The following is a 12,038-nucleotide window of genomic DNA, read 5'->3' as shown; positions in this document are numbered from 1 at the left end:
ACGACAGAATCGACACTCACGCCGGCACGATGATCATCCACGACACGCCGAAGCGGTCGGCGACCATGCCGAAGCACGGCGAGAAGAAGGTCGGGCCCAGCGGCATCTGCACCTGGCCGCCTTCGCTCAGGGCCGCGAAGCGCTGCTCGGCCTCGCGCTGATCGACCACCGACAACGACAGGGCAAATCCCTGGAAATTCGGCTGCCCCTGGCAACGGCCGTCGGAGGCCATCACCACGCTGTCGCCGATGCGGAAGCTGGCGTGCATCACCTTGTCCTCCGACCCCGGCGGCACCCTGCCCGGTGGCAGTGGCTCGGGGCTGTCCTTGATGCGCATCAGCATCTCCACTTCGGCACCCAAGGTGCGACGATAGAACTCGACCGCTTCTTCGCAGCGGCCATCGAAAAACAGATAGGACTGGATTTGCATGACGTCTCCTTAGGGAGAGATCGAAACGATACGGGGATGTGCCGGGGCGGGGGATACCCGGCAAGCGGCACCACGGACTGGCATGGTAGCGACGGGCAAGCTCGACCCGAATCAGGCCAGCTCGAAGCGCTCGACTCACGGCTCGCCGGCGAGAGGTCAGCGCCGTGCGACCTGTGCCAGGCACTAACTATAGACGGTGAAAATGACAGTTGGCTGACTGAATTCAGGCGGAGCAAACGGCGACCCTACTCACATGGCACGGCCGCGCATGGAACGCTTGCCCGGCAGAGCGCCCCGTATTCAGTTGCGGGCGGGTGCCATGCTGAAACTTTGGACACCGTCGAAACGCGATAATTCTTCCGCCAGTTCCGACAGCGAAGCGCCCTCGTTCTTGTTCAGCACCGTGGCGGTGAAGTGCCACTCCGGCTGACCGTCCTGGTAGCTGATCGACAGGCTGCTGCCGGCGATCTCGTAGCCGCGCTCCAGCGCGGCTCGGTGCAGGGCGTGTTCCTGCGGCACGAAGCCCTTCTGGAAGCGCAGCACCACGCCAATGGCGGGATGCGAGGGCAACCATTGTTCCAGGCGCGAGACCAGGATCATCGACAGCGCGCAGATCACGGTGAGCAGGATGGCGGCGGCGTAGAAGCCGATGCCCACCAGCACCCCGATGGCGGAGCAGGCCCAGATCGAGGCGGCGGTGGTCAGGCCGCTGATGTTCAGGCCGTCCTTCATGATGACCCCGGCACCGAGAAAACCGATGCCGGTGACGATGCCCTGGATCACCCGGGTGGGGTCGCCGCTGCTGCTCATCATATGCCCGCCGTACCAATACCCCGGATAGCCGACCACCACGGTCAAGGCCGCCGAGGCCATGCATACCAGACCGTAGGTGCGCATGCCGGCGGCACGGCCGCGATAGGCCCGCTCGTAGCCGACGACGATGCCGAGCAACAGCGCGCCAACCAGGTTGAGCACGATCACGACGTTGACGTCAACCGAGGTTTCGGTCCAATAACCGGCAAACAGCGGGAGGGAGAGGAGATTCATGGCGATCAGCGTGGCACCGTGGTGTGAAGAGTCGAATTGTATACTGCCCGCCGCTGCTCCCGGCGCCGGCCAAGGTGAGTCGTGCACCTCACACGATTTTGCAGTGCACCCAGGCGTCTTCATCGACGCCATAGAGGGCGCACAGCCAGTGGTAGCCGTCGGCAATCACCACCTTGCCATTTGCCTCGTCGCGCACCAGCAGCAATGGCGAGAGACCCTCCCCCTTGCGAATCTTGGACCGGTCCTTTTCAACATGGGAATTACTGATGCCGAGCAGGGAGAGCTGAGAGGCACGGAAGATGTCCTTGGCCCTGAACTGCACCAGGGGCGCCGCCTGCAGGTGTTCCACCACCTCGGCCACGCGGTCTTCACGCCACAGCAAGGCAAGATAGGAGGCGGCGGCGGCATAGTCATGCTCTTCCACATCGGTCAGCCAGATGATGTCGGCAGTCGAAGGTTTTGCCATTGGAAACTCCGTTTGCGCCCGGTCTGGTGATGCGCCTGTGCATGCCCGTCTTGGCAAGGCACGGGCGGGCCTTGTAGGCTGATACTCAACACTCTCTCTATCCTGGTTCTGCGCACCATGTTCCGCATCCTGCCCGACGACGATTGCCTGATCGATTCGCACTGCCACCTCGACGCGGCGGAGTTCGACGGCGTGCGTGACGAGGTCGTGGCCGAGGCGGTCGGGCTCGGCATCGGCCAGATTCTGGTGCCGGCCGTCAACCAGGCCACGTTCGCCCAGACGCTGGCGATGCGCGAACGCTACGGCTGCTGGCTGGCTTTCGGGCTGCATCCGGTCTACCTGTCGCAGCACGTGGATTCGCACCTGGCCGAACTGGAACACAGGTTGGCCGAAGACCGGCCGCTGGCGGTGGGCGAAATCGGGCTCGACTTCTACCTGCCAGACCTCGACCCGGCGCGCCAGGAAGCGCTGTTCGTGGAACAGCTCAAGCTGGCACGCAAGTATGGCCTGCCGGTGGTGCTGCACGCGCGCCGCTCGCAGGACCGGCTGCTGAAATACCTGCGCCAGGTGCCGGTCGTCGGCGGCATCGTCCACGCCTTCAACGGCAGCGAGCAGCAGGCGGCGGCCTTTCTGGCGCTGGGGTTCAAGCTGGGCTTCGGCGGCGCCATGAGCTTTCGCGGCTCCCAGCGCATCCGTCGGCTGGCCGCCACCCTGCCCTTGTCCGCATTGGTACTGGAAACCGATGCGCCGGACATGCGCCCGGAATGGGCGCAAGAGGAACCCAACCGGCCCGCCAACATCGCGCGCTACGCCGGGCTATTGGCCGAACTGCGCGACACCACCACAGAGGCGGTACGCTCGGCAACCCGTCGCAACACGCTGGAGGCGCTCGGGCTCGGCTAACCGCGATGGCCCGGCCGCGTCCGTCCGGGGAGACGGCCTGCGGTCACACCCGGCCACCCGACAAAAAAACGCCCCCCGTGTGAAGTGCGTGCAACACGGGGGTGTCCAGAGAAAACAGCAGGAGGAAATCAGCCGCTCTTCTTGGTCGTGCTTTTCTTGGCGGGCGCTTTCTGCGGTTTGGTGGCTTCGGGCACGATGGCCGGCGGTGCATCCATCGTGGTGGAGGCCCCCAGCGTCACCGGCTGGATGGCATTCTTGTCGATGGTCGCACTCGGCACCAGCGAGGTATCGCAGGCCTGCCACTCGTCGGACGGGCTGCCGTCGAACGTGAGCGATTCCTTCGGCTTGACCTCCAGCGTTTCCAGCAGCAGGCCGGAGCTGGCCAGTTGCCGCGCTTGCGCCAACAGCAGGTCGCTCTCGGCATTGACCACGGCGCGCTTGGCGTCGTACAGCTCGTTCTCGCTGTCCAACAGGTCGAGCAGGGTACGCTGGCCGATCTCGAACTGGCTGCGGTAGGCGTCGCGCGCTTTCTCGGTGGAGAGCGAATGCAGGCGTAGCGGGTCGATCTGCTCGCCGATGCGACGGATGTCGTTGTAGGCGATCTGGACCGTCTGGTGGATGTCGCGACAGGCCTTCAGCTGCAGGTCGCGGGTTGCCTCGCGGCGCTCGGCGGAGGCCCGCAGTCGGGCGCGATCGGCTCCGCCACGGAACAGGTTCATGTTGAGCACCACCTCGATCACGCCGATCTTGTGCACGCCCCCCACGCCATCCAGATTGTTGGTGCGTTCATACTGGGCGCGCAGGTCGGCGGTGGGCGAGAAGGCGCCCTTGCGCACGTCCACCTCGGCCGTGGCGGCGCGCACGCTCTCCACGGCGGAGAGGTATTGCGGGTTGCGCTGGAAGGCCTGCTTGAACATGTCGCTCGGTTCCTGCTTCGCGATCGTGAACGGCGCCGGCTTGCTCAGATTCATCGGCGGCGGCATGCCGACGATGCGGGTGAAACGTACCGTCACGTCATGCAGGTTGGCTTCTTCGGTGATGAGGTTCGATTCTGCCAGCGCCAGACGACCGGTGGCCTGTTCCAGGTCGACGCGCCGCCCCACCCCGGCCGCGACCTTCTGCATCAGCTGCTGGTGAATCCCCTTGTGCACGGCGTAGTTGTACTGGGCCAGCTCGAGCAGCTGGCGGTAGCGCAGCACATCGAGGTAGGCGCGCGTCGCTTCCAGTGCCTGGTTCTCCGACTCGGAGAGGAAGTCGAAATAGCTGGCACGCCGGGTATGGTCGAGCTGGCGCACCAGGTTCACGGTGGAGAAGCCCTTGAACAGGTTCTGCTGCAGCGCCGCCGACCAGCCGTAACGGTCAAAATCCTGGTTGCCCCCCGACAGCGGCGGCTCGTTGTGGTCTTCATGGGCGTACTTGTAGTTCACGTCGACGATCGGGAAGAACTCGGAACGGCCGATGCCGATTTCCTCGGTAGACTGGCGGAAAGTGCGCCACTTCACCTGGACCTCAGGATTGTTCACCACGGTATTCTCTACGGCGCTTCTTAAATCGGTCACTTCGGCACACAATGCTCCACTAGCAAAGCCCAGGCCGAGCAACGCAAGGCATATTTTTCGCAGTTTCATGGCTACGTCCTATTATGAAGATCAGTTAAGTGCTGCAAGCTCGTCTACGCCACATGCCCATTGCAACCAGGACAACGCCAGATGGCACTTTGTCATAGCCGACACCGCCGCAACGCCCAGCCAGGTCCTCGAACATGGAGAGCGCGGTCGACCCTGCTGATCTGGGCAATCATCAGTCTGGTCTCGGCTTGCGCAACGCCGAAAAGTGACGCTGCGCTGGATTTTTCCCGGCAATTCCAGGCCATCCAGAAATTTGGCCCACGTGGAATCGAGAACTACGAAGCATGGCGATCGCTTATCTCTGTTTTAGGAAATCGTACTGAAAATGCCAAGGTAATTGAGGTCAACGGTTTTTTTAATCGCCGCATCCTGTTCCGCGACGACACAATCGTCTGGCATCAGGACGACTACTGGGCCACGCCGATCGAGACCCTGGGCAAGGGGGCCGGCGACTGCGAGGATTTCGTCATCGCCAAGTACATGACGCTGACCCTGCTGGGCATCCCCGCCGCCAAGTTCCGGCTGACCTACGTGCGCGCCTTGCTGGGCGGACCCGGCAGCACCCTCAGCCAGGCGCACATGGTGCTGGCCTACTACCCCACCCCGGAGGGGGAGCCGCTGGTGCTGGATAACCTGATTACCGACATCAAGCCCGCCTCGCAGCGCCCCGACCTGGTGCCGGTCTTCAGTTTCAACAATGATGGCGTCTGGATGCCCGGCAACAACGCTCGCCCGGCCGGCAACGTGCAGCGTCTGACGCGCTGGATGAATCTGCAGGAACGGATGCGGGCGGAAGGTTTTTGACATGGCGGCGAGACCGGAGGGAGGACGATGAAACGAGCCCACATGACGCTGATCGAACAGGTCTGGCTGCTGGTGGCGATGACGCTGTTCACCACCGTCCTCGCCAGCCTCACGGTCAGCCTGCTCACCGCGCGCGACTACCTGTCGCAGCAGCTGTACGCCCAGAGCGTCAGCGGGGCCAATGCCTTGGCGTTGTCGATCAACCAGTACCAGGCCGACCCGGCGATGAGCGAAACGCTGATCAACGCCACCTTCGACAACGCCCACTACCGTCTCATCCGCTGGACTGGGGTCGACGGCAAGACCCGCCTGGAACGGGTCAACCAGCAGCTGGAGGAACAGGTGCCGCGCTGGTTCCAGCAGCTGCTGCCGCTCAACCCTCGCCCGGCTTCGGCCAACCTCTCCAAGGGCTGGCTGCAGGCCGGCACCATCACCGTCGAGGCGCAAACCAGCTACGCCTGGATCGCGTTGTGGCAGGGCTCGCTGCGCATGCTGGCCTGGCTGTCGCTGGCGGCGCTGCTGACCGGAGCGCTGGCCACCGTGGGCATCCGCTACATTCGCCGCCAGCTCCACCAGGTGGTCCAGCAGGCCGAGGCGATCAGCGAGCGCCGCTTCGTCACCATGGCGGAGCCCGGCACCCCCGAGCTGTCGGCCGTGGCGCGCGCCATGAATACGCTCTCCGGACGCATCAAGTCGATGCTGGACGAGGCTGCACGCCATATCGACCAGCTGCGTGCCGCCACCCTGTCCGACCCGCTGACCGGCCTGGCCAACCGTTCGCGCTTCGAAGAGCGCATGATCGGTGAACTGGCCGACCCCCAGGCCGCCGCCGAAGGCGAACTGATGCTGGTGCGGCTGCCCGACCTGGCCGAAGCCAACAAGCGGCTCGGCGGCGACGCGGTCAACCGCCGGCTCAAGCACGTGGCATCGGAGCTACAGCGGTCTGCCAGCGGCCAGACCGGCTGGCAGGCCGCCCGCCTGCGCGGCGCCGAGTTCGTGTTGCTGATGCCGGGAGCCGAACCACAGGCGGCGGAACGGCTGGCCACCGAGCTGGGGGAGCGCTGGCAGGAGGCCAGCGACCCCGCCGCCGCCGGCTGGCGCGCTACGCTCGGCCTCACCCGCTATGCGCAGCACGACACCTTGCCGGCGATCCTGCTGCGCGCCAACGAGGCCGTGACCCTGGCGGAACAACAAAGCAGCAAGAGCTGGTGCCGCTACGACCCGGATGGCGGCACGCTGCCGAGCAGCGATTTCGACTGGAACAAGCGGCTGCGCGAAGCGCTGGCCGATCATGCCTTCCGCCTCGCCTTCTACCCGGTGGTGAATGGCGAGGGCGCCGTGATCCATCAGGAAGGCATGATCACGCTGCCACAGCACGGGGCCAGCACGCTGCGTGCCGGCACCCTCACCGCCCATGCCGCCCGTCTCGGCCTGAGCCCGGCGCTGGATCAGGAAGCCATCGAGCAGGCCCTGCTCTCGCTGGCCGGGCAGCGTGTCATCGCCGTCAACCTGAGCGCGCCCTCGCTGGATGTCCCCTACGCCTTCACCGAGACGGTACGTGACCGACTGCAGGCCAGCCTGCCCCAGGGCAAGCTGGCACTGGAATGGCTGGAGCCCGGCCTGGCCGAACGCTGGCCCGCGTTCCAGGGCTTCTGCCGCTCGATTCGGCCGCTGGGCGTGCGCATCGGGCTGGAGATGACCGGCGAGCACTTCAACCTGCTGGCCCGCTTGCACGAGGTGTCACTCGACTACCTGGTGATCGACGGCGCGCTGATCCGCGGTGCCGAAAGCGACCCCGGAGCGCAGCTGCTGCTGTCCAACCTGCTGCAGGTGGCACGCATGCTCGACCTCGAGGTGTACGCCAAGGGCGTGACGACCTCGGCGGAGGGCAGCCAGTTGCTGCGCGCCGGTGTGGATGGCATCACCGGGCCGGGAGTGAGCGCGGCCTGAGCCGTCAGTCGTCATCCCGGCACAGAAAACGGGCCTCCGCAAGGAGGCCCGTGACGATGAGGCTGAATCGTCTCAGATGAAGTGGGTTTGCACGGTGTTTTCGACGTTGATCGTCACCGTCGAGCCGCTGACATCGAGGTGGAACTGGACATAATCCACCCCGCCGATGTTGACCGTCGTTCCCGCCGGGGCCGTGGCCGGGTCGACAACGTCGATGTTCACCGCATCACCGCTCTGGCCACGCACAAACAGCGTGTGATCGGCGTTGTTGGTGAAGTTGAGCACATCCTCCGGCCGCAGCTGCAGCGTGGTATTGGTCGCCGCCCCATTCATCTGCAACTGCTCGACATCGCTCAGCTTGGCGCCGGTCAGGTCCACCAGCCCGGCGGTGTCGAAGCGCACGGTATCCACCCCCTGGCCGCCATCGATGGTATCGCCGATGCCGTAGATCAACAGATCGTTGCCGTCGCCCCCCACCAGCACCGCATGGCCGATCGAGCCGTCCAGGGTGTCGTCACCACCGTAGCCGAAGACGTAGGGTTGGCTCGACGTGGCCGTCAGGGTGTTGGCGCTACCATCTCCAAGCAGGCTGACGTCGGACGGATAGAGCGTGGCGTCGATCTGGCTCGCCACGGTGTCGCCGTCGCCATCGCTGGCGGTAATCCCGAACGACAGGTCGATCGGCTGTGACGGCACCGTTTCGGAGTAGGAGAAGGCGCCCAGCGAGAAGGTGTGGGTGTCGGTGGCGCCGGCCACGTTCACCGCGCTGAAGGTATCGGTCGAGGTGATCTGGTAGCTCCAGCCATCGTGCATGCCGGTGACCAGGATGCTGTTGCCGATATCCGTGATGGTCAGCCCCTGCGTGCCGTTGGCCACGACGTTGTGGTTGGCGTCGTAGATCGTGATGTTGGACACGCTGAGATCGAGCTGGCTTTCCCCGCTGTCCGTCGTGCCGTAAATCTTGTCGTTGTCGGCCACGATCGCCGTCAGGGTCAGGTTGGCGGTCGCCGACGCGCTGCCGGTGATGTACACCAACTGCTCGAAGCCGGACACCATATTGTGATCGGTGTAGCTGTACCCGTTGCCAACAACCAGCCCGTTGACGAAATCCAGCCGTACATTGTCGGTGCTGTTGAGGCTCTGGCCGCTGCCAACCCCGATGTCATTCTGGTCGGTATTGACCGTGCCCGAGGTCGACGACAGGATCACGTCCTGCGTCGTCCCGCCGACGTCCAGCAGCCCCTTGATCGTGACGTTGCCGCCGCCGACGCTGGACAGGCTGGTGACTTCCACTGCCGCCGCACCGCTCGACAGGATGCCGAAGGTGGTCAGGGTGTAGCTGTCGGTGAGCGGATCGATATCGACGGTAAAGCCGATATCGCCCGTCGCCGTCTTGGCCACCAAAATGGTCTGGTCGGCCCCGTAGAAGAGGAACAGATCCTCCCCGTCCAGCCGCAACTGATTGCCGTGCGCATCCAGCGCCGCCATGCCCTCGGTGATGTTGAACACCACGTTGCCCAGACCGTCGGCACCGGTGTGGCCGGCAAAATTCAGCTCATCGGTAACGCTATGGCTGGTAGCGGTCTGGTCGACCATATGGGCGGTGTCCGGGGTGAAAACGGACGGCACGTCGTCGACGATGGTGATGCTGAGGGTGTCGGTCGCGCTGCTGCCGTCGACGTCCCGTACCACCACACTGGTGTTGTCCAGCAGGGTATTGTTGCCGTCGCCGCTGGCGTGCGTTTCCGCCGTGTTCAACGTGTAGGTGTAGCTCACCACCCCGGTGGCCGGGTCGAACCCGGTGATGGTGATGGTGCTGCCCAGCGCCGTGGTGATGGTGGTGTTCGCCGTCAGCGCGTTGTTGTCGACCACCTTCACCCCGCCGATGACGATTTCGTCCAGGCCGTCGGCCGCCGTCACCTTGAAGGTGCCGCTCACGCTTTCGGTGGTCGCGCTCGGGTCGCTGCCGATGCTCAGCGCCGCTTCGTAGACCGTGCCTTCGCCGCCCTGCGCCGCCGGCGTCAGGTCGCTGATGGTGACGCCGTCGTCGGTGCCGTTGATGGTGATGGTGAGCGTGCTGGCCGACGGGTCGCCGTCGGCGTCCTGCATGCCGTAGCTGAAGCTGTCGGTGAGGTGCTCGCCGGCGCTCAACCCCTGCACCGTGGCGTTGCTGTTGTTCAGGGTGTAGGTGTAGCTGCCGTCGGCGTGCAGCGTCAGCGTGCCGTACAGCCCGGCGATCGCCACGCCCACGTTGGCCGAAGCGCCGTTCACGCTGGTCACCGTGGCCGGGCTGTCGGCGCCCAGCGTGTCGTTGGTCAGCACGTTGGCGCTGGCCGTCAGCGTACCGTCTTCGGTCACGCTCGCCGTGTCCGGATGCGCCGTCGGCACGTCGTCGACGATGTTCACGCTCAGCGTGCTCGTGTTGCTGCCGTCCTTGCGTCGGTCACCGTCACGTTGTCGAGCAGGCTGTTGTTGCCGTCGCCGCTGGCATGCGTTTCCGCCGTGTTCAGCGTGTAGGTGTAGCTCACCACTCCGGTGGCCGGGTCGAACCCGGTGATGGTGATGGTGCTGCCCAGCGCCGTGGTGATGGTGGTGTTCGCCGTCAGCGCGTTGTTATCGACCACCTTCACCCCGCCATGACGATTTCGTCCAGACCGTCGGCCGCCGTCACCTTGAAGGTGCCGCTCATGCTTTCGGTGGTCGCGCTCGGGTCGCTGCCGATGCTCAACGCCGCTTCGTAGACCGTGCCTTCGCCGCCCTGCGCCGCTGGCGTCAGGTCGCTGATGGTGACGCCGTCGTCGGTGCCGTTGATGGTGATGGTGAGCGTGCTGGCCGACGGGTCGCCGTCGGCGTCCTGCATGCCGTAGCTGAAGCTGTCGGTGAGGTGCTCGCCGGCACTCAACCCCTGCACCGTGGCGTTGCTGTTGTTCAGGGTGTAGGTGTAGCTGCCGTCGGCGTGCAGCGTCAGCGTGCCGTACAGCCCGGCGATCGCCACGCCCACGTTGGCCGAAGCACCGTTCACGCTGGTCACCGTGGCCGGGCTGTCGGCGCCCAGCGTGTCGTTGGTCAGCACGTTGGCGCTGGCCGTCAGCGTGCCGTCTTCGGTCACGCCCGCCGTGTCCGGATGCGCCGTCGGCACGTCGTCGACGATGTTCACGCTCAGCGTGCCGTTGGTGTTGCTGCCGTCCACATCGGTGGCGGTGACCGTCACGTTGTCGAGCAGGCTGTTGTTGCCGTCGCCGCTGGTATGCGTTTCCGCCGTGTTCAGTGTGTAGGTGTAGCTCACCACCCCGGTGGCCGGGTCGAACCCGGTGATGGTGATGGTGCTGCCCAGCGCCGTGGTGATCGTGGTGTTCGCCGTCAGCGCGTTACCCGAGACGATCGTGACCCCGCCCACCGTAATGGTGTTGAGTCCATCGAGGGCGGTCACTGCGAAGGTGCCCGTGAAGCTGGTCGCAGCCCCCGGCGTGCTGCCGCCCTCCAGACCGGCCTCGAACACCGTACCCTCGCCGCCCTGTACCGCCGGGGTCAGGTCGCTGATGGTGACACCATTGTTCACCGAGAGGGCCGGCAAGGTGCCGCCCAGATCGTTCTGCTGGACGTTGGCGATATCGAAACTACCCACCAGTCCGATATCGGTCAGCCCCTCGGTGATGCGTGCCAGGCGGATGAAGGTGAGCCCGCCATCCTCGCCACCGGCCCCGCTCAAGCCGGCTGCGGCTGGCGCCAAGGCCGCGAAGGGGTCCTGACCAGACTCGAGCGCCTGCAGAATGGCATTGGTATCCGCGGCAGCCTGCTGATCCACCGACGGCGCCTGCAGCGCCGCTTCATGAGTATCGGGAACGGCTTGGGGATTGAGGATGGACTCGTCCAGGCCGACCAGCCGCCCTCCTTCGATGACCAGGGAGTCGCCGCTGGCCGTGAGCAGAACGGCGGAACCATCGGCATCCGCCACGATCCGCTCGCCAACGTGGACGATGTCACCCGCCTTGAGCAGGCGTACTTCACCCTGGCCATTGATGACTCTGACGGAGCCGTGGACACTATCGACCTTGGCTTCGCCCGACACGGCGATTTCGCTGGAAACATGCGTCGTGATGGCCATGGTGCTTCTCCCTATACTCGATGAATGGATACCGTAAGCATAGGAGGCCGATCGACAAGTTCTTATTGTACTGAAGGGCAATCACCCGACTAACTTCGAACCTTCAGCAGCAATTGCAGACGGTCGGAAACATCGAGTTTTTCAAACACCGCGCTCAGGTGCGCCTTGACGGTGCGCTCACTGATGCCCATTTCTCGGGCGATGAGCTTGTTGCTGGCCCCGGTCAGCAGTTGCTCCACAACCTCCTGCTCGCGCACGCTGAGCGCATCGCGCCAGCCATCCACCGTCGGCTTCTCCGGGATGACACGGGACAGAGTGCCGATCATCTGCGCCATCAGCGCCGCGCCGACCCACACCCCGTCATTGAGGACGGTATCGACCATCAGCCGCAGCATGACCGCCGGCGACAGCGTATGCCCGTAGCCGCGCACGCCAAGTCCGAACAGGTGCAGGCCCTGTTGCTCCTGCGGGGCATCGGCCAGCACCAACGGCCGGCACCGCCGGGCGAGCGCTTGCCACTCCGCATCGCTACGCGGTGCATGCGGCCATGCCAGGTCCAGCAACAGGGGAACGGTCGGCGCCTCTCCGGCCAGTTGCCGGTCCAGGTGATCGCCATCGTCCACCACCACCGGGTCGTCGTCGGCCAGTGCCTCCGTCCAGCGTTGGCACAAATACAGACTCGAGGTCGCGAGCAGGATCGTCACG

Annotated in this window: 11 protein-coding genes; 3 read left to right on the top strand and 8 right to left on the bottom strand. The window is 65.0% G+C overall.

The window, feature by feature from the left end:
- Positions 1–16: 16 nt before the first annotated feature.
- The 3 genes from FURADRAFT_RS00590 to FURADRAFT_RS00580 all read right to left on the bottom strand — a co-directional run bounded on the left by FURADRAFT_RS00590 (position 17) and on the right by FURADRAFT_RS00580 (position 1,943).
- Positions 17–430, bottom strand: coding sequence for a VOC family protein (locus FURADRAFT_RS00590; protein ID WP_008952141.1), 414 nt, complete (start codon positions 428–430; stop codon positions 17–19).
- A gap of 300 nt (positions 431–730) precedes the next feature.
- Positions 731–1,477: an MgtC/SapB family protein gene (locus tag FURADRAFT_RS00585; RefSeq protein ID WP_008952140.1), complete on the bottom strand. Its 747-nt coding sequence runs from the start codon at positions 1,475–1,477 to the stop codon at positions 731–733.
- 88 nt (positions 1,478–1,565) lie between these two features.
- Complete coding sequence (locus FURADRAFT_RS00580) at positions 1,566–1,943, bottom strand: hypothetical protein (RefSeq protein ID WP_008952139.1); 378 nt, start codon at positions 1,941–1,943, stop codon at positions 1,566–1,568.
- Positions 1,944–2,060: 117 nt separating this feature from the next.
- Here FURADRAFT_RS00580 and FURADRAFT_RS00575 point away from each other — a divergent pair, with 117 nt between their 5' ends.
- On the top strand, positions 2,061–2,846 hold the full coding sequence (locus tag FURADRAFT_RS00575; RefSeq protein WP_008952138.1) for a TatD family hydrolase: 786 nt from the start codon (positions 2,061–2,063) through the stop codon (positions 2,844–2,846).
- A gap of 128 nt (positions 2,847–2,974) precedes the next feature.
- Here the strand turns inward: FURADRAFT_RS00575 and FURADRAFT_RS00570 are convergent, their stop codons facing one another.
- Complete coding sequence (locus FURADRAFT_RS00570) at positions 2,975–4,474, bottom strand: TolC family outer membrane protein (RefSeq protein ID WP_008952137.1); 1,500 nt, start codon at positions 4,472–4,474, stop codon at positions 2,975–2,977.
- A gap of 81 nt (positions 4,475–4,555) precedes the next feature.
- Between FURADRAFT_RS00570 and FURADRAFT_RS00565 the strand changes: the two genes are divergently transcribed.
- Positions 4,556–5,278, top strand: coding sequence for a transglutaminase-like cysteine peptidase (locus FURADRAFT_RS00565; RefSeq protein WP_008952136.1), 723 nt, complete (start codon positions 4,556–4,558; stop codon positions 5,276–5,278).
- Between the two features lie 27 nt (positions 5,279–5,305).
- Complete coding sequence (locus tag FURADRAFT_RS00560) at positions 5,306–7,228, top strand: bifunctional diguanylate cyclase/phosphodiesterase (RefSeq protein WP_008952135.1); 1,923 nt, start codon at positions 5,306–5,308, stop codon at positions 7,226–7,228.
- Positions 7,229–7,300: 72 nt separating this feature from the next.
- Here FURADRAFT_RS00560 and FURADRAFT_RS19815 read toward each other — a convergent pair whose 3' ends face one another.
- From FURADRAFT_RS19815 to FURADRAFT_RS00550, 4 genes are all read right to left on the bottom strand, one after another.
- Positions 7,301–9,634 (bottom strand): VCBS domain-containing protein, encoded by a 2,334-nt coding sequence (locus tag FURADRAFT_RS19815; RefSeq protein WP_008952134.1) that lies wholly within the window; start codon positions 9,632–9,634, stop codon positions 7,301–7,303.
- 2 nt (positions 9,635–9,636) lie between these two features.
- Positions 9,637–9,852 carry a hypothetical protein gene (locus tag FURADRAFT_RS19810; RefSeq protein ID WP_150104976.1) on the bottom strand — a complete coding sequence of 72 codons (216 nt, stop codon included), beginning with the start codon at positions 9,850–9,852 and terminating at the stop codon, positions 9,637–9,639.
- 2 nt (positions 9,853–9,854) lie between these two features.
- A complete protein-coding gene (locus FURADRAFT_RS19805) occupies positions 9,855–11,333 on the bottom strand; it encodes a retention module-containing protein (protein ID WP_008952132.1) in 1,479 nt (492 codons plus the stop codon).
- Between the two features lie 89 nt (positions 11,334–11,422).
- A complete protein-coding gene (locus FURADRAFT_RS00550) occupies positions 11,423–12,037 on the bottom strand; it encodes a helix-turn-helix transcriptional regulator (RefSeq protein ID WP_008952131.1) in 615 nt (204 codons plus the stop codon).
- Between the last annotated feature and the right edge of the window lies 1 nt (position 12,038).

This window comes from Pseudogulbenkiania ferrooxidans 2002 (assembly GCF_000174355.1).
Taxonomy (GTDB): Bacteria; Pseudomonadota; Gammaproteobacteria; order Burkholderiales; family Chromobacteriaceae; genus Pseudogulbenkiania; species Pseudogulbenkiania ferrooxidans.
This window is presented reverse-complemented; position numbering and strand designations above follow the sequence as displayed.